At 68.8% G+C, this 17,498-nt stretch carries 14 protein-coding genes; 7 read left to right on the forward strand and 7 right to left on the reverse strand.

The features are described from left to right. Positions 1-60: 60 nt before the first annotated feature. From AC1DY7_RS21965 to AC1DY7_RS21975, 3 genes are read right to left on the reverse strand one after another with little or no spacing between them, the layout of a single operon-like run. Complete coding sequence (locus AC1DY7_RS21965; RefSeq protein ID WP_477495833.1) at positions 61-2,004, reverse strand: zinc ribbon domain-containing protein; 1,944 nt, start codon at positions 2,002-2,004, stop codon at positions 61-63. After that, positions 2,004-3,638 (reverse strand): S53 family peptidase, encoded by a 1,635-nt coding sequence (locus tag AC1DY7_RS21970; protein ID WP_477495834.1) that lies wholly within the window; start codon positions 3,636-3,638, stop codon positions 2,004-2,006. Before AC1DY7_RS21970 ends, AC1DY7_RS21965 begins: the two co-directional genes overlap by 1 nt. A gap of 32 nt (positions 3,639-3,670) precedes the next feature. Then, complete coding sequence (locus tag AC1DY7_RS21975) at positions 3,671-3,922, reverse strand: hypothetical protein (protein ID WP_477495835.1); 252 nt, start codon at positions 3,920-3,922, stop codon at positions 3,671-3,673. 337 nt (positions 3,923-4,259) lie between these two features. On the opposite strand from AC1DY7_RS21975, the gene AC1DY7_RS21980 reads away from it, so the two are divergent. Beyond that, complete coding sequence (locus tag AC1DY7_RS21980) at positions 4,260-4,955, forward strand: hypothetical protein (protein WP_477495836.1); 696 nt, start codon at positions 4,260-4,262, stop codon at positions 4,953-4,955. 28 nt (positions 4,956-4,983) lie between these two features. Then, complete coding sequence (locus AC1DY7_RS21985) at positions 4,984-6,531, forward strand: DNA polymerase Y family protein (protein WP_477495922.1); 1,548 nt, start codon at positions 4,984-4,986, stop codon at positions 6,529-6,531. Between the two features lie 19 nt (positions 6,532-6,550). Here AC1DY7_RS21985 and AC1DY7_RS21990 read toward each other — a convergent pair whose 3' ends face one another. Together AC1DY7_RS21990 and AC1DY7_RS21995 are read right to left on the reverse strand one after the other, a co-directional pair. Further along, positions 6,551-7,600: a nucleoside hydrolase gene (locus tag AC1DY7_RS21990; protein ID WP_477495837.1), complete on the reverse strand. Its 1,050-nt coding sequence runs from the start codon at positions 7,598-7,600 to the stop codon at positions 6,551-6,553. A gap of 24 nt (positions 7,601-7,624) precedes the next feature. Further along, positions 7,625-9,637, reverse strand: coding sequence for an SDR family oxidoreductase (locus AC1DY7_RS21995; protein ID WP_477495838.1), 2,013 nt, complete (start codon positions 9,635-9,637; stop codon positions 7,625-7,627). Positions 9,638-9,730: 93 nt separating this feature from the next. Between AC1DY7_RS21995 and AC1DY7_RS22000 the strand changes: the two genes are divergently transcribed. Together AC1DY7_RS22000 and AC1DY7_RS22005 are read left to right on the forward strand one after the other, a co-directional pair. After that, the gene (locus AC1DY7_RS22000) at positions 9,731-10,600 is read left to right on the forward strand and encodes a MaoC family dehydratase (protein ID WP_477495839.1); all 870 of its coding nucleotides are present in this window, start codon (positions 9,731-9,733) and stop codon (positions 10,598-10,600) included. A 57-nt stretch (positions 10,601-10,657) separates the two neighbouring features. After that, positions 10,658-11,527 carry a universal stress protein gene (locus tag AC1DY7_RS22005; protein WP_477495840.1) on the forward strand — a complete coding sequence of 290 codons (870 nt, stop codon included), beginning with the start codon at positions 10,658-10,660 and terminating at the stop codon, positions 11,525-11,527. Here AC1DY7_RS22005 and AC1DY7_RS22010 read toward each other — a convergent pair. After that, positions 11,524-12,291, reverse strand: a complete 768-nt coding sequence (locus AC1DY7_RS22010; RefSeq protein ID WP_477495841.1) for an SDR family NAD(P)-dependent oxidoreductase — start codon at positions 12,289-12,291, stop codon at positions 11,524-11,526. The two genes, AC1DY7_RS22005 and AC1DY7_RS22010, sit on opposite strands and share 4 nt — an antisense overlap. A gap of 85 nt (positions 12,292-12,376) precedes the next feature. Here AC1DY7_RS22010 and AC1DY7_RS22015 point away from each other — a divergent pair, with 85 nt between their 5' ends. The 3 genes from AC1DY7_RS22015 to AC1DY7_RS22025 all read left to right on the forward strand — a co-directional run bounded on the left by AC1DY7_RS22015 (position 12,377) and on the right by AC1DY7_RS22025 (position 17,032). Further along, entirely contained in the window at positions 12,377-13,222 is an 846-nt protein-coding gene (locus tag AC1DY7_RS22015; RefSeq protein ID WP_477495842.1) for a helix-turn-helix transcriptional regulator, read from the forward strand. 35 nt (positions 13,223-13,257) lie between these two features. Beyond that, positions 13,258-16,533, forward strand: coding sequence for an error-prone DNA polymerase (locus AC1DY7_RS22020; RefSeq protein ID WP_477495843.1), 3,276 nt, complete (start codon positions 13,258-13,260; stop codon positions 16,531-16,533). A gap of 274 nt (positions 16,534-16,807) precedes the next feature. Beyond that, entirely contained in the window at positions 16,808-17,032 is a 225-nt protein-coding gene (locus tag AC1DY7_RS22025) for a hypothetical protein (RefSeq protein WP_477495844.1), read from the forward strand. Between the two features lie 43 nt (positions 17,033-17,075). On the opposite strand, the gene AC1DY7_RS22030 is transcribed toward AC1DY7_RS22025, so the two are convergent. Further along, positions 17,076-17,489 (reverse strand): TIGR03667 family PPOX class F420-dependent oxidoreductase, encoded by a 414-nt coding sequence (locus AC1DY7_RS22030; protein WP_477495845.1) that lies wholly within the window; start codon positions 17,487-17,489, stop codon positions 17,076-17,078. Positions 17,490-17,498: the final 9 nt, after the last annotated feature.

Here is a 17,498-nt window from a genome sequence, read left to right on the forward strand (position 1 = left end):
GTCCGTCGAGTACAGCAGCGATTGATGACATTTGTCAATGTCAACGTTGGTGGCGAAGGCTCAGCGCGGGGGGTCGCCGCGCCAGCTGAAGCTGTTGACGTATTTGCCCATGTCCAAGGCGATTTCCAGGCCGACCGCCGACGGTTTGCCGGACCCGAAGTCGGGCCCGAACGCGTGGTAGGGGCCCCCGGCGCCGGCGATCAGGGCGATGTCGTTCTTGATGGCCACCAGGACCACCAGCCGCATCCGGGTGTAGCTGCTCATGGCACCCTGCGGCCAGCAGTCGGCGACGAAACCGAATCCCGGTTGATAGCCGACCATCGCGTTGGGGATCTCATACGCGATCCTGAAGTCGGGGAAGGTCTTCCTCGCCAGCGCGTTGGCGATATCCCGAGGGGAGCGGCCGCGAGCCGGCTCGCTGAACAAACGGAGGGTGCCCCCGTCGCTCGCCTCGAAGACCGCCGTCACACCGGTGTCGGTGGTGGTGACCTTGTACGCCGACTCCGTGGCGGGGTAGGACACCGAGAACGAGCCGTCGGCGGCGGTGAAACGCGGGTTGATGGTCACCGGTTGTCCCATCGGCGGCCGTCCGCAGTCGGGCGGGCATGCGAAACGAACCGACGGTTTCTGCAACACTCCGGACAGCCCGACCAGTCCGCCGCCCACCACCAGGATCGCGGTGCTCAGAACCAGCGCGATCCAGCGGAACGACGTCTTGCGCTGCGGTGGTGCGGTGAACGTTCCGGCGTGAAGCGAATATCCGGGGGTCAGGCCCACGACGATGGGGCCCGTGCTCTGCTCCTCTGCGAGCCGGATCGGCCGCTCCTGGCGCCGCGAGTTACGGGACTTGCGCGACGACGCGTGCATCGCGGCTCCGCAGTTCGCACAGAACGGGGCATCCGGCACGACGTGGTCGCATTCGTTGCAGAGCAGCGGTTCGTCGGCGCGCATGTCGTCTTGTGCTTCGTGCAACAGCGACAGGTGCAGCCCGATGCGCAGCGCGAGCAACGCGAGCATCGCCAGCGTGAGGTGTACGGCCAACTGCAGCCATTGGGGCACCCTGGCGACATCGATCAGGCCGAGTCCGGCGTAGACGGCGATCACCACCACCGCGATCGACACCAGGGTGAGGCGGACGAACCCGCGGTTCTTGGCGACCTTGGTGGCCGGCCGGGTGRACCAGAGAGCTGCGCCGATCAGGCCGCCGACGGCGGCTGCGGTCAGCGGCACTGCGATTCCGCGGATGCCCGCCTCGACCAGTAGACCGTCCAGCGGCCGGGCGCGGGCCACCATGCCGGTGGTGAACTGGGGAGCCAGCCGGCTCAGGGTCGCTGCGCCACTGAAGCTCAGGGCGCCCAGCGCGCCGATGGCGTAGCCGTCCAGTGCTTCTCGTGCGCCGGGTCGGGTCAGCCGGACCACCACGGCAGGTACCAGCATGATGATCATGCTGCCGACAGGAATACCGATGCCTTCGCGCAGAATTCGCGCGCCGGCGATGCCCGCGCCCAGTGGCACACCGTAGGCGCGGGCCACCACGGCGCCGGTCAGCAGCACCCATGCCACACCGAGCAGGATCCCGAGTGTCGCCGTGAGCGCCAGGGTGCGGCGCGGAATGTCCTCGGCGAGATCGGATTCGCGGATGTACAGCACGAACAGCAACGGCAGGCCCAGGGAGGCCACCGTGATGAGCGCGGCGGGCAACCGGAACACCGTCGCGACGACCAGGGCCACGACGAGCAGCGCCAAGCCCATCAGGAACGCCTTGCGCGACCGCGGGGACAGGTGCGGGAAAAGGGAACTGGTGACCGACGGTGTCAGGAGATGCTGACCGGGCGCGGCACTGAAGGTGCGCGCCCGCAACCAGTGCGGACCGTCGCCGGCCTGATGCTCGGACAGGGGCACACCGCACAGCCCGCAGTACTTGCCCGCGGGGACGTCGACCTGGCAGACCGGGCATTCGACCATGCCCGGTGCGGGTGCGGTGGTGTCGTCTGTGGTGGTCATCAGGCCTGGACCCGCTGTGCGATGAGGAGATTGCGGGCCAGATTGTCCGTGTCCGGCGTGCCCAGGCCGGTGACCAGGTCGTAGCCCGGGCCTGCCGTGTCGACGGCGTTGGCACCCAGCGTGATGTCCCGGAACGCCGGTCGGGGGGCACCGGAGGCGATCCGGTAGAGCAGGGGGTTGATCTCACCGATCAGGTCGCCGCCGTTGGCGAGGAGGTACTGGTCCATCACCGCGGTCAAGCCGGCCCAGATGGGAGCGGACTGCGAGGTGCCGCCCCCGACCACCACGTTGCCTTCGAGCACGATCTTCACCCCGGTGAACGGGTCGGCGACCGCCGAGATGTCCGGCGTCATCCGCTTTCCGGTGTTGCGCGCGGCGGGCGCCTGTCCGGCCGCGATCCGCTGCCAGGGCGGCAGGTCGAACAGAGCGGACACTCCGCCGCCGGTGCCCTGGGACAGGGGGACGTCGAACCAGGTCTGCTCGGCGAGCCAGACGCCGCGGGTGTCGGTGGACAGCGTGGTACCGCCGACGCTGGTCATCTCGGGCAGCGAGGACACCGAATCCAGCCCGACGTCGTCGGGTCCGGGTACCGAATCCCAGTCACTGCCGCCCTTGCATTCCAGGCCGGCCAGGTCGCCGCTTGCGTTGAAGGCGGTGGTTCCGTGCGACTGGGCCGTGCGCAGCGCCGACCGGACCGGCGCGAGGTCGGCGGCGGTGAGCAGTTTGTCGCAGCCCCAGCCGATCGAGATGCTCCAGACCGCACCGGGGTAGGCACGGTCGGTGTCCTCCATCAGTTTGCCGATCTTCTGGTAGGCGCCGTCGCCTTCGACGGTCGGCCGTGCGTTGACCACGACCTTGCGGGCGTCGGGCGCAATGGCATGTGCCACTTGGAGATCCATCGTCGTCTCGCCGTGCGCCACGGGGAGGGGGTCGCCCAGCATCTCCGGGGTGAATCTGGGCAGGGCGAACATGGTGGAGAAGCTGTCCAGGTCGGTCTGGTCATAGCCGTTGAACGCGAAGATGACGATGGTGATGCCCTTGCCGGTGAAGCCACCGGTGGCCAGTTTGTCCGCGTTGTACGTCGTCAGCAGGGCGCTCGGGGTCAGCCCACGGTCCGGCACGTCCAGTGGGATGTCCGGGCGCGACATGTGGTGTGGGGTGTAGCCGAGGATTCGCCCGAGTTGGGTGACGTTGTCGCGCAACGCTTTCGGCACCGACGGCTGTTGCGGGGAAGCGTAGAACTGCTGCCCTTGCCTGCCCCGGTAGTCGTGCACGGACACATCGAAGGCACGTGCGACGGCATCCGGTGTGCCTTCGACGATGGCCCAGTCGTCAGTGGGGCGCCAGGAGACCGAGAGTCCCCGGTCATGGGTCCAGTCGATGAGCTCACTGGGGCGTTGTTGATCGGGGAGCGTGGCCGTCAGCTGGATTTGTTGCGGCCGGGCCGGACCGAGGTCGGTCGAGGCAGCCAGCAACGACGCATAGGGACCGTCGATGACGTTGGCCCCGTAGACATGTCGGCTGATCGGCAGATCAGAGGCGAAGAGCAGTGCGCCGGCGAGGATCAGTGCCGGTAACCAGCGGGCGATGCCCGTGCGGTGTCGGTTCACGTTCCGAGGTGCCGGGCCCGCCATGTCAGCGGACCCGGCTCACTCGTATCAGCGTGTCAGTTGTCGCCGGGGATGGCGGTCGGGGCCGGCGGCGCCTTGATGGTCGGCGTGAACTTGTTGCCGCCACTGGGGCTGATGGACTTCTCGGTCGGCTCGACCGACGGCGCCGTGGTGGTGGTCGTCGTGGTGGTCGAGGTCTCGGGAGCCTTCTTCTCTTCACTGCCGCAGGCGGCGGTGAAGCCGATCATTGCCAGGATGGCTGCGCCCCCGATGGCTGCCGAGACGCGACGGGTCAGACTTGAGTTCATGATGCGGTCCTTACCTCTCCCCCGAGTGGTGTGTGAGCCGGCCTTCGGGGAATCGTTGGCGATTCCGCACGGTTCGTAAGCAGTCTACCTGGCGATTCGCTGTGGTCCCGTACCCCAGTCCCGGTCCGAAGCGAGTGCTGGTGCAAAGACTTTAGCGCAGGGCCGACGCGGTCGCACAGGCATCACACAGGGCCTTCCGTCGCTGGTCGGTGGCGGTGCGGGGCGGTTCGGTCCGGCCCTGGAACCGCGCTTGACGGTGACCCCCGGGCGGTGTTTACTCGAGCAATCGAACAGATGTTCGAATTCGACTGAAACCGGTGGTGTGGGAGGGGCTGTTGTGACAGCGGCTTCGAGTCTGGATCCACGTCCGGCAAACCGCGCTGAGCAGGTCGAACACCTGCGCCGCAGGATGGCCGAAGTCTCCGCGAAGGGGGTTGGCCGCAGTCGGGGAAGGGTGCGCGCAGACGATCCTGCCCCTGACTCGGAAAGTTTGCTGGAGCTTCCCGAAATCCTGGCCGGCGGCCTTTCGGGGGCGTTGCCGCGTGGGGTGGTGGCGGTGCTCACGGGCGCCCGGTCGTTACCCCTGAGCATGGTCGCCGCGGTGACGGCAGCCGGTGGGCATGCCGCGATCGTCGGACAACCACGCGCCGGTCTGCTGGCGGCCGCCGAGATGGGGGCCGACCTGAGCCGCGTCGCGGTCATCCCGGACCCCGGTGCCGATCCGGTCGAGGTGGCCGCCGTCCTGCTGGACGGCCTGGATCTGGTGGTACTCGATCTGGGGGGTCGGTCCGTCCCGGGCACCCGGGCCCGTGCGGTGACGGCGCGGGCCCGGCAGAAGGCGTGCACGCTGTTGATCGCCGGGGGTGACTGGCCCGGCGCCCAGGCCCGGCTGGATGCCACCGTCAGCGGCTATGAGGTGACCGGAGCGGGCGGTGCCGGGCCGGTACCCGGATGCGGACGAATCGGCCGGGTGCGGTTGGTGACCCGTGCCCACGGCCGGATCCCCGGCCTGGCGCGCGCCGTGGGTGGCTGACGTGTCCCGGGTCCTGGCGCTGTGGTGCATGGATTGGCCCGCGGTGGCGGCGGCCTCGGCGGCCGCCCTGGCCCCGACGGATCCGATCGCGGTGACGCTGGCCAACCGGGTCATCGCCTGCTCGGCCTCGGCCCGGGCCGTCGGGGTCCGGCGCGGCCTGCGGCGCCGGGAGGCCCAGGCCCGATGCCCGCAGCTGCATGTCAGTGCCGCCGACCCGGCGCGCGACGCCCGGTATTTCGAGGACGTGACGGCGGCGGTGGACGAGGTGGTGCCACGGGCGGAGGTATTGCGGCCGGGTCTGCTGGTGCTTCCGGTGCGCGGTGCCGCCCGCTATTTCGGGTCCGAGCATGCCGCGGCGGAACGGTTGGTCGACGCCGTGGCCGCGGCCGGGGCGGAATGCCAGACCGGGATCGCGGACCAGTTGTCCACGGCGGTGTTCGCGGCGCGATCAGGCCGGATCGTCGAACCGGGGGAGGACGCCCAATTCCTGTCCGGGCTGTCCATCCGGCAACTGGCCACCGAACCGAGCTTGGCCTCAGCGGGTCGGGATGAACTGGCGGATCTGCTGTGGCGCATGGGTATCCGCAGCATCGGTCAGTTCGCCGACCTGGAACGCAGCGATGTCGCCTCCCGGTTCGGCGCGGACGCGATCGTCGCGCACCGGTTCGCCCGCGGTGAACAGTCTCGTGGCCCGTCCGGGCGTGAACCGGAGCGCGACATCGATGCGGTGATGAATTGCGACCCGCCGATCGACCGGGTGGATGCGGCGGCGTTCGCCGGCCGGTCCCTGGCGGGCGAGTTGCACCGCAGTCTGGAGTCGGCGGGCGTGGGCTGCACCAGGCTGGCCATCCAGGCGGTCACCGCCAACGGGGAAGAGCTGAGCAGGGTTTGGCGGTGCGCCGAACCGTTGACCGAGGACGCCACCGCCGACCGGGTGCGCTGGCAACTCGACGGCTGGCTGACGAAGCGGAGCCTGGGGCAGCCTGGACCTTCCGCCCCGATCACCACACTGCGGTTGCATCCGGTGGAGGTGGTCTCGGCGGGTGCACTCCAGCTTCCACTGTGGGGATCTTCGGGTGACGACGACCGATTGCGGGCCCGGCGCGCGCTGGTGCGGGTGCAGGGTCTGCTCGGGCCGGAGGCGGTGCAGGTTCCGGTGCTGTCCGGCGGCCGCGGACCGGCCGAGCGCATCACCTTCGCGGCGCTGGGTGACGAACCGGTGCCTGCGGCGGACCCACACCAGCCGTGGCCGGGGCAATTGCCCGAGCCCGCGCCTGCGGTGCTGCTCGACGATCCCGTGGAACTGCTTGATGCCGAAGGTAATCCGGTGCGGGTGACCACCCGCGGGCTGTTCTCCGCAGACCCGGTGCACCTGCGATCCCCGGAATCGGCCGCGGTATTGCAGTGGTGGGCCGGGCCGTGGCCGGTTGACGAACGGTGGTGGGATCCGGGGTCGCCGCGGGCCGGCCGGACCGCACGGGCCCAGGTGCTGCTCGGTAACCGGGACGAACCGGGCCCGGCCATGCTGCTGTGTTACCGGCAGCGTCGCTGGTATGTGGAGGGAGTCTACGAATAGTGATCTCGCGCAGAAGGTCTCAGGCGAGACCCTGCGCGAACGGACCGACCCGCGCGATGAATCGGTCGAAGAACGCGGCCGGATCGACCTCGACTCCGACATGCGCGTTGAGGTCGCGACCCCACCGGCCATTCCAGTCCGCCACCGTCATCCCGCGGGTCAGGGTGCCGGTCAGTTCGACGTCCACGGTGGCCTGCCGGTACCGCACCAGGTCGGGATCCAGCGCCACGGCGGCGGCCAGCGGATCGTGCAGATGGGCCAGGTAACCCTCGCCCTGATCGAAGTGGAACTCGAAGTAGAACCGCATCGCGTCCTCGAGCACCCGGATCAGCGGGTTGCTCGCGGTGGACCGGGTTCCGCGATTGTCGAGCACGCTCAACTGGGCCGACGGTGAACCGGCTGCCACCGCGAGTCGCCCCAGAATCGACGGGGTCATGATGGCGTTCTCAGTCAGGTTGAGCCCCAAGATGATCGGCAGATGGGTCGGCTTGTGCAGGCCCCACGCCGCGCCCCAGACCGCGAACACCTCGGCCGCGGCCTCCGGGTCGACACTGATGTTCCATTCCGCGACGGCGGTGGTGTTGCCGCGGTAGTCGAACGCGCCGCCCATGATGACCAGCCGGCGCAGCAGCCGCGGCAGGGACGGTTCTTTACGCAGTGCCAGTGCGAGATTGGTGAGTGGGCCGGTGACCAATCCGATCAGCTCACCGGGATATGCGTGCGCGGCGCTCACCCAGGCGTCGGCGGCGTCATACGACGCGAGGGGCTGCCCGCTGGCCTGGAGGTGGGCGTAACCCAGCCCCTCGGGGCCGTGGGTGTCCTCGGCGGTGCGCAGCGGAATGCTCAGCGGGCCCTCGGCGCCTTTGGACACCTCGATACCGGCCATCCCGCACAGGTCCAGCAGGGCCAGATTGTTGTCGCAGACCTGCTTGACCGGCACATTGCCCGCCGTCGAGGCGATACCGACCACTTCGGCGTCCGCGCTGGCGAACAGGTACGCCAAGGCCATCGCGTCGTCGACCCCGGTGTCCACATCGGCGAACACCGGCTGCCTCGTTGCACCCGTCACGTCGCCCACCCTAAGGCTCGTCCGCTACCAGTGCACACCCGGAATCAGCCGGACCGCACGCTTGACCGGGCGGGGGACCCGTGCGGTGCGCACGGCGCGAACCGCACGCTTGGGATGGCGTGGCGGGTGGGGTGGCGGCTCGGCGCTCGGTACGGGTGCCGCTTCGCCCTTCGCGGCCGCGGAATCCGGGTAGCCGAGGTAGATCTGGTGCAACACCCGCCGCGAGAGCCGAGGGGTGAAGTAGGTGCCGAGATCGGCCAGTGTGCCGACGGGGGTGTCGATGCGGGCCGGCTTCTCGATCAGGCCGCGAACCACCATCGCGGCCGCGTGCTCGGCGGTGATCGGCGGCATCGGGTTCAGTCGCCGCGACGGCGCGATCATCGGGGTACTCACCAGCGGCATGTGGATGTTGGTGAACGTGATGTGGTCCGACAGGGTCTCGGTGCCGACCACTTCGGAGAACGCGTCCAGCGCGGCCTTGGTCGGCAGGTAGGCGCTGTACTTGGGGCTGTTGGCCTGTACGCCGGCGCTGGACACGTTGACCACGTGCCCGAAACGCCTTTCCTGCCAATGAGGTAGCAGCGCCAGTACCATCCGGACCGCGCCGAAGTAGTTGACCGCCATCACCCGTTCGTAGTCGTGCAGGCGGTCGGTGGACGCCGACACCGAGCGACGGATGGATCGGCCGGCGTTGTTCACCAGATAGTCGACGTGCCCGAACCTGCCCAGGATGTCCTTGACGGTGTGCTCGACGGACGACGAATCGGTGACATCACAGGTGAACGCGTGCGCCTCTCCGCCGGCGGTGCGAATCTCGGCAACCAGGTCATCGAGAGCATCGGCGTTGCGCGCCAACGCGAACACCGTGGCCCCGCGCTGAGCGACGGCGACCGCCGAGGCGCGTCCGATGCCGCTGGAGGCGCCGGTGATGACGACGTTGCGGCCCACCAACGCGCCGTCGGGGCTGTCCCGCCGCGCCCGGTCCGGGTCGAGATGCTCGGCCCAGTATCGCCACAGCTTCGGGGCGTAGGAGGCGAACTCGGGGACTTCGATTCCGCTGCCGCGCAACGCTTCTTCGGTGTGCTCCGAGACGAAGGTGGGGGCCAGGTCGACGACGTCGAGGATCTCGGCGGGGATGCCGAACTGGGTGGCCGCCATATTGCGCAGCACCTTGGCCCGGCCGGTCGCCTTGAGCACCGGGGTGACCGCCGCGGTGGGGAGCGATCCGCGTAGGGCCGGCAGACCGGCTTCTTTGGCGATACCCCGGTAGATACCGCGTAACCCAATGGTTTTCGGGGCGGTGAGGTGGAACGTCTGGCCATCACGGCCGGGGCTGTGCATCAGCGCGACCGTCGCATCCACGACAAAGTCCACCGGGACGATGTTGGTGCGGCCGGTGTCGGGCAGCACCATCGGGGTGAAGCTGGGCAGCACCGCCAGCTTGGCGAGAAGCCCGAAGAAGTAGTACGGACCGTCGACCTTGTCCATCTCCCCGGTGCGGGAGTCGCCCACGACCACCGCGGGCCGGTAGATCCGGTGCGGCAGTCCACTGGCGCGGACCAGTTGTTCGGCCTCGAACTTGGTCTGGTGATACGGCGTCGGAAGATCCTGGGCGACGTCGAAATCGTCTTCGGTGTACACGCCCGGGTAGCTGCCGGCGACCGCGATCGAGGACACGTGGTGCAGGGTGGCACCCAGGCGCCGGGTCAGATCGACGACGGCGCCGGTGCCCTCGACGTTGGCGGCGCGCTGCTGCGATTCGGGGGCGGTGATGTCGTAGATCGCCGCACAGTGCACCACGTGATCGACGTCGCCGAGTGGGGCGAGCGCGTCATCGCTGAGGCCCAGACCTGGAGCGGCGAGGTCGCCCACCAGTGGTTTTGCCCGTGGGCCCCAGGTCTGCGCGAGTTGCTCGAAACGGCCGAGCGATCCCCGCCGGACCAGCACCCACACCTGTGCGTCGTCGCGGTCGCGCAGTAGTCGAGTTACGATTCGGCGGCCGATAAACCCGGTACCGCCGGTAACGACATAATTCATGGGGTCATGCTCGTCCTCCGGGCGGCGGACGTCAACTAGCGTTCGGACTCGAGCTCGTCACACCGCCTCGCCCGACGAAAAAGGGAGACCGCCATGCCGATCGATCCGAGCGCCGTCGGCGCCACCACCGAACCCCAGGACTTCACCTGGACCGACCGCGACACCCTGCTCTACGCACTCGGCGTGGGCGCCGGCCTCGACGACCTCGCCTTCACCACCGAGAACAGTCACGACATCGAACAGCAGGTCCTTCCGACCTTCGCGATCATCGCATGCTCCCCGTTCGCGGCGGCATTGAAGATCGGCAGCTTCAATTTCGGCATGCTGCTGCACGGCTCCCAAGAGATCCGGGTGCGCAAGCCGCTGGCGCCGGCGGGGCGCCTGCGCGTGCACTCCGAGGTCGCCGACATCCAGGACAAGGGTGAGGGCAAGAACGCGGTGGTGATGCTCAAGGGCTTCGGCACCGACCCCGACACCGGCGACGTCGTCGTGGAAACCCTGACCACCGTGGTGATTCGGGGCGAAGGCGGGTTCGGTGGGCAGCCCGGGCAGCGTCCGGTCGCCCCCGAGTTCCCCGACCGTGCCCCCGATGCGACGGTGGCGCTGCCGACGCGGGAGGACCAGGCGCTGCTGTACCGGCTGTCCGGCGATCGCAACCCGCTGCACAGCGACCCGTGGTTCGCGCAGACGCTGGCCGGCTTTCCGAAGCCGATCCTGCACGGGCTGTGCACGTACGGGGTGGCGGGCCGGGCGCTGGTCGCCGAACTCGGCGGTGGCGACGCGACAAAGGTGCATGCCGTGGCGTCGCGTTTCAGCTCGCCGGTCTTTCCTGGCGAGACGTTGACCACCTCGATCTGGCGCACCGGGGACGGGCACGCGGTGTTCCGCACCGAGGCCGCCGCCCCCGACGGCTCCGGAGCCCGGGTGGTGCTCGACGACGGGGCGGCCGAATACTCGGCCTGAGAAGGAGAAAACCGCGAAGCGCCGGTGCGTGTCCCGGCTCGTTGACAAGATGGCGCAATGAGACTGGTTGTCGGATACCTGGCCACCCCCGGCGGTGCCGATGCGCTGGCGCTCGGAGTCCGGCTGGCGCGCACGCTGGGTGCGGATCTCGAGCTGTGCGTGGTGCTGCCGCCGGACGCGGCGATGGTGAATGCCGATGGTTATGAGGCGGTGTTGGCCCGGCAGGCACTGGCGTGGCTCGCCGACGCGCAGGCCACGGTGCCCGCCGGTGTCGTCGTCAACCCTCACGTGAGTTTCGGTGATTCCTTTGCCGGCGGACTGATCGACGAGGCGCTGCGGCTGGACGCCGCGGCCATCGTGGTGGGCGGCGCCGGCGGTGGCTTCGCCGGCAGCCTGTCGCTGGGTTCGGTGGTCAACGAACTGCTGCACTCGGCACCTGTCCCGGTGGCCGTGGCGCCCAGGGGAATTCGGCTCTCCGGCGTCGAGCGGGTCCATGAGGTGACCTGTGCATTCGGCGAGCGGGCCGGCGCCGACCGGCTACTGGACACGGCGGTGGCAGCCAGCCGGGCGGCGGGCACCCCGCTGCGACTGGTCTCCCTGGTGGCGCTGGACCCGGTGTTCGGCGCGTTGCGCAGCGACCCCGACGCGGTGCGCGAACACGCACTGGCCCACGCTCGCCGGGTACTCGACGCCGCCAAAGAATCGCTGCCGCAGGGATTTCCGGTGACCGCGACGGTGACCGACGGCGGAACGGTCGAAGACGCCGTGAACAAACTGCCGTGGCGGGACGGCGATCTCATCATGGTCGGCTCCAGCCGATTGGCCGCGCCGCGCCGGCTGTTCCTCGGCTCGACCGCCGCCAAGATACTGCGCGTCGTCGAAGTCCCCATCGTCGTTGTCCCGAGGACACCACAACCCGAGAACTAGACCCACGTTCCGCCGTCGACGCGCAGGGTCGCCCCGGTCACGAAGGACGCCCGGTCGCTGAGCAACCACGCTGCGGCTTGGGCGATTTCGTCCGGGCGCCCCGCGCGCCGCAGCGGAGTGTCGGCGATCAACTGCGCGAGCACACCGGGGCTGGCGTCCTCCCACTGCGCGATCATCTCCGTCAGCGTCGGGCCCGGCGCGATCGCGTTGACCCGGATGCCTTCCGGGCCGTAGGTGACCGCAGCCGACTCGGTGAGGCTGTTGACGGCACGCTTCACCGCACCGTAGGCCGGCAGCTCCGGGTTGCTGTGCAGCCCACCGATACTGGACGTGTTGACGATGGCACCCGTCTTGGCGGTCGCCCGGATGGCGGCGATCTCGGCGGCCACCGACAGCCACACCCCTTTGAGGTTGACGGTGTAGGTGTGGTCGAGGTCGGCCTCGGTCACCACGTCGAGCGGACCGGGCGGAATCAGTGTCGCGGCATTGTTGAAGGCGACGTCGAGCCGGCCCCACAGTTCGACGGGGCGGTGTACCGCCGCCCGGATGCTGTCACCGTCGGCCAAGTCGCACAGGACGTACTCGGCCGTGCCACCCGCCGATCTGATGTCCTCGGTGACGGCCTTGAGTTCACTTTCGGTGCGGGCGGCGAGCAGGACGCGGGCGCCCTCGTCGGCGAACAATCGCGCCGCTGCTGCGCCGATGCCGCGTCCGGCGCCGGAGATGAACGCGACCTTGTCGGCCAGCAGGCCAGTTTTCGTCATGTCAGCGAGCCTGCGTGGAGTCCGGGTTCGGATCCAGGTATCACCGATACCTGGCTACCGCCGGCAGGGTGCGGAGAATGGAGCCGTGGACAAGCGTGAGTTCGGTGACTTCCTGCGCAGCAGGCGGGAACGGATCGGCCCGGCCGACGTCGGGCTTGCCGCGGGAACCCGCAGGCGAACCCCGGGTCTGCGGCGCGACGAGGTGGCCCATCTGGCGTTCATCTCGACCGAGTACTACACCCGGCTGGAACAGGCGCGCGCCCCGCATCCCTCCCCGGAGGTGCTCGCGGGTCTGGGCCGGGCGCTTCGGCTCTCCGATGCCGAATTGGGGTACCTGCACCGGTTGGCGGGCGTCGAGCCGCCGGCACCGCTCGGTCCGCCGCGCCTGGTCCGGCAGAGCATCCTGGATCTGATCCAGTGGCTGCCGCAGTCCGCGGCGATCGTCGTGTCCGCGACCTACGAGGTGCTCGCCTGGAACGAGCTGGCCTGCGCCCTGATGGAGGATTTCTCCGCGCTGTCGCGCAGAGACCGCAATCTGTTGCGGCGGGCGTTTCTGCGGCCCGACGACGGACGGTTGTACGGGGTGTCCGACTCCGATGACTTCGCCAGGACAGCCGCCCAGCATCTGCGTACCACGGCGGCTCGGTATCCCGACGACCTGGATACGGTCGAGTTGATCGCCGAACTATGCTCCGGCAGTGTCGAGTTCGCGCGAATCTGGGAGTCCCGCGATGTGCTGACGCGACCGAAACTGTGCCGCACGTTCGCCCACCCGATGGTCGGTCCGGTCGCGGTCACCTGCGATGTGCTCGACATCGCCGACCGGGATCAGCGGGTGATCATTTACGCCCCGGAGCCGGGCGGGCGGGCGGAGGAGGCGATGCGGCTGCTCTCGGTGGTGGGTACCCAGCGGTTGGATCTGCCGGGCTGATAGCCCATCGAACACTTGTTCGATACACTGACGGGATGGGGTGGCACAACGGACCGCCGACCTGGTCGGAGATGGAGCGGGTGCTGGCCGGCCGGAGCCGCCGCATCGAGCCCCCGCCCGGCGACGGTGGGGACAGCCCGGCCTGGTCCCGCAAGCGCGGTGCCTACCGTGCGGCGGATATCGAACGCAGCGGATCCAGCGTCCCCTACGCGGAGCTGCACAGCCATTCCGCGTACAGCTTCCTGGACGGGGCCAGCACGCCGGAGGAATTGGTCGAGGAGGCTGCCCGGCTGAACCTGCGGGCCATTGCGCTGACCGATCACGACGGTCTCTACGGGGTGGTGCGGTTCGCCGAAGCCGCCCGCGAGCTCGATGTGGCCACGGTGTTCGGGGCCGAACTCTCACTGGGCAACGTCCCCCGTACCGAAGATCCCGATCCGCCCGGTCCGCACCTGCTGGTGCTGGCGCGCGGGCCGGAAGGGTACCGGCGCCTGTCCCGCGAACTCGCCGCGGCGCATCTGGCCGGCGGGGAGAAGGGCAAGCCGCGGTATGACTTCGACGCGCTCACCGAGGCCGCGGGCGGGCACTGGCATGTTCTCACCGGCTGCCGCAAAGGCCATGTGCGGCAAGCTTTGTCGTCCGGAGGCCCGGAGGCTGCCGCCCGGGCGTTGGCCGATCTGGTGGATCGCTTCGGTGCGGACCGGGTCAGCATCGAGCTGTCCCATCACGGCCATCCGCGCGACGACGAGCGCAATGCCGTGCTGGCCGAACTGGCCCCGCGATTCGGGCTGGGGGTGGTGGCGACCACGGGCGCGCACTTCGCCGAACCGTCCCGTGGGCGGCTGGCCATGGCCATGGCTGCCATCCGGGCGCGCAACTCACTGGACTCCGCGGCGGGCTGGCTGGCCCCGCTGGGCGGATCACATCTGCGCTCCGGAGACGAGATGGCTCAGCTGTTCGGTCCGGGAATCGTCTCGGCGGCAGCCGATCTCGGAGAGCAGTGCGCCTTCGGGCTCAGTCTGATCGCGCCCCGGCTGCCCCCGTTCGATGTCCCGCCCGGACACACCGAGATCAGTTGGCTGCGCCACCTCGTCGGGACCGGTGCCGCTGAGCGTTACGGGCCACCGGGGCGGGCGGCCAAGGCGTACGCGCAGCTCGAGCACGAACTGACGATCATCGAACAGCTGAACTTCCCTGGTTATTTCCTTGTGGTGCATGACATCACCCGGTTCTGCCGGGAGAACGGCATCCTGTGTCAGGGCAGGGGATCGGCGGCGAATTCGGCGGTCTGCTACGCGCTCAAGGTCACCAATGTCGACCCTGTCCGAAACGAGTTGTTGTTCGAACGGTTCCTGTCCCCGGCGCGGGACGGCCCACCCGACATCGATATCGACATCGAATCGGACCTGCGCGAGAACGCCATCCAGTACGTCTATGAGCGCTACGGGCGGGACTACGCTGCGCAGGTCGCCAACGTCATCACCTATCGAGGCCGTAGCGCGGTCCGGGATATGGCGCGTGCGTTGGGCTTCTCGCAGGGTCAGCAGGACGCGTGGAGCAAGCAGATCAGCCGGTGGAACGGGCTGGCCGACTCGCCGGACGTCGAGGACATCCCCGAGCAGGTGGTGGACCTGGCCACCCAGATCTCCAATCTGCCCCGGCACATGGGTATCCACTCCGGCGGCATGGTGATCTGCGATCGCCCGATCGCCGATGTCTGCCCGGTGGAATGGGCCAGGATGGAAAACCGCAGTGTCCTGCAGTGGGACAAAGATGACTGTGCGGCAATCGGTTTGGTGAAGTTCGACATGCTGGGGCTCGGCATGCTCTCGGCACTGCATTACGCCATCGACCTGACGGCCGAACACAAAGGCATCGTCGTCGACCTGGCGCAACTGGACCTCTCCGAGGCCGCGGTGTACGAGATGCTGCAGCGGGCCGATTCGGTCGGGGTGTTCCAGGTGGAGTCCAGGGCTCAGATGGCGACCCTGCCGCGTCTGAAGCCACGCGAGTTCTACGACCTGGTGGTCGAGGTGGCGCTGATCCGGCCCGGCCCCATTCAGGGTGGATCGGTGCACCCCTACATCCGGCGGCGCAACGGGGAGGAAGAGCCGACGTGTGATCACCCGTCCATGGAGTCGGCGCTGAGAAGGACGTTGGGAGTGCCCCTGTTCCAGGAACAGCTGATGCAGCTGGCGGTCGACTGCGCCGGATTCAGCGCCGCCGAGGCCGACCAGTTGCGCCGGGCGATGGGTTCCAAGCGTTCCACCGAGCGGATGCGCCGGCTGCGCAGCCGGTTCTATGACGGCATGCGTGAGAAGCACGGCATCGAGGGGGACGTCGCCGACCGCATCTACGACAAGATGGAGGCCTTCGCCAATTTCGGTTTCCCGGAAAGCCATTCGCTGAGCTTCGCCTCGCTGGTGTTCTATTCGTCGTGGTTCAAGCTGCACCATCCCGCGGTGTTCTGCGCGGCGCTGCTGCGGGCCCAGCCGATGGGGTTCTATTCACCACAATCGTTGGTCGCCGATGCCCGCAGGCACGGTGTGCAGGTGCACGGCCCTGACATCAATGCCAGCCTCGCACACGCCACCTGTGAGAACGAGGGCCTTGATGTGCGGCTCGGGCTCGGCGCCGTCCGCCACATCGGTGACGGGCCGGCCCAGCACATCGTCGACGAGCGAGAGGCTCACGGCCCGTTCGCCACCCTGCTGGATCTGACCGCACGGGTGCAACTTTCGGTGCCGCAGACCGAGGCGATGGCGACCGCCGGCGCGTTGGGCTGCTTCGGGATCAGCCGCCGCGAAGCGCTGTGGTCGGCCGGAGCGGCCGCGACCCAACGTCCGGATCGGCTCCCCGGGGTGGGTGCGTCCTCACACATCCCGTCGTTGCCCGGGATGACGGACTTGGAACTCACCGCGGCCGACGTGTGGGCCACCGGTGTCTCGCCGGAGCACTATCCCACCCAATTCCTGCGGGAGAACTTCGACGAGCTGGGCGTGGTCCCCGCGGGCCGACTGCTCGACGTGCCCGACGGGACGCGCGTCCTGGTGGCTGGTGCGGTGACCCACCGGCAGCGTCCCGCGACGGCGCAGGGGGTGACGTTCATGAACCTGGAGGACGAGACCGGCATGGTCAATGTGCTGTGCTCGCCGGGAGTGTGGTCGCGGCATCGCAAGCTGGCGCAGACGGCGTCGGCGCTGATCATTCGGGGCATCGTGCAGAACGCCAGCGGGGCGGTCACGGTGGTGGCCGACCGGATGGCGCCGGTGGATCTGCGGGTCGCGTCGCGGTCCCGCGATTTCCGCTGAGTTCGCGGATTCACTCGGCCGCCGAGCGTGCACTCAGATCGCCCTTTCGCGCCCCATCGCACTCCGTGTGCACGCTCGCGCGTTGACTCGTCGTTCAGGGCGGTGGTTACTCGCACTTCTGCGCCACCACCGCCGAGTCAACGCACACCGCTTCCCCTGATCGGGGGACAACGACTTCATCCGGTGCATCCACCGGTCACCCGACAGATCGCCCACGTGAATCCGGGCATTCTTATCTCAACGGAGAAAGCCACTCACACAAAGGATTACAGAAATGAACTTCACCTTCCGCAACCTGGGCCTCAGCGTCTGCACCGCCGGCATCATCGGCGCCGGAGCACTCGGCCTGGCCGGCACCGCCGCCGCGGCCACTCAGACCCCCGTCGGCCCGGGCTACTCCTACAGCCCCGAGGTCAAGGCGCACCCGGCACCGACCGCCAAGCCCGGCTGGCACAACAACCACGGCCCGGCCCGCATCGCCAACCTGCAGAACCGCTGATCACCACCGAGAGCCCTCGCCGATGGCGGGGGCTGTCGGCGTCTCAGCCCTCGGTCGGGGTCGTCCACACCTTGTCGACGGCGATCTTGATCCGCGTGCTGTACCCGGACATCGCGTCGGTCAGACCGAACTGAGCGGCCGCCGCCTCGTACTTGGCCCAGTACGGTGCGTCCTCGCGGCCGTCCACCCCTTCGGCGTCGATCCGCGCAGCGCCGCCGATCACGACGATCCCGCCACCGTGGCCGTCGGAGTCGAGGTTCAGGCTCACCTGCGGGTGGTTGCGGACGTGGCGCACCTTGGCCGCGGTGGGCGTCGTGTAGATGACGATGTCGGACCCGTCGAAGTAGAACCACACCAGTTTGGGCACGGGCTGCCCGGATTTTGCGACGGTGGTCAACCAGCCGTAATCATCGGTCTTCAGGCGGTCCGCGGTCTCATTTGTCAGTTCGGCGCTCATGCACGCGAA

Source organism: Mycobacterium sp. P2_H7, assembly GCF_056403275.1.

Coding starts and splice junctions, on each gene's coding strand:
- AC1DY7_RS21970 (WP_477495834.1), bottom strand. CDS start 3,638: ATGGCGGGCCCGGCACCTCGGAACGTGAACCGACACCGCACGGGCATC.
- AC1DY7_RS21975 (WP_477495835.1), bottom strand. CDS start 3,922: ATGAACTCAAGTCTGACCCGTCGCGTCTCGGCAGCCATCGGGGGCGCA.
- AC1DY7_RS21985 (WP_477495922.1), top strand. CDS start 4,984: ATGGATTGGCCCGCGGTGGCGGCGGCCTCGGCGGCCGCCCTGGCCCCG.
- AC1DY7_RS21995 (WP_477495838.1), bottom strand. CDS start 9,637: ATGAATTATGTCGTTACCGGCGGTACCGGGTTTATCGGCCGCCGAATC.
- AC1DY7_RS22000 (WP_477495839.1), top strand. CDS start 9,731: ATGCCGATCGATCCGAGCGCCGTCGGCGCCACCACCGAACCCCAGGAC.
- AC1DY7_RS22005 (WP_477495840.1), top strand. CDS start 10,658: ATGAGACTGGTTGTCGGATACCTGGCCACCCCCGGCGGTGCCGATGCG.
- AC1DY7_RS22010 (WP_477495841.1), bottom strand. CDS start 12,291: ATGACGAAAACTGGCCTGCTGGCCGACAAGGTCGCGTTCATCTCCGGC.
- AC1DY7_RS22020 (WP_477495843.1), top strand. CDS start 13,258: ATGGGGTGGCACAACGGACCGCCGACCTGGTCGGAGATGGAGCGGGTG.
- AC1DY7_RS22025 (WP_477495844.1), top strand. CDS start 16,808: ATGAACTTCACCTTCCGCAACCTGGGCCTCAGCGTCTGCACCGCCGGC.
- AC1DY7_RS22030 (WP_477495845.1), bottom strand. CDS start 17,489: ATGAGCGCCGAACTGACAAATGAGACCGCGGACCGCCTGAAGACCGAT.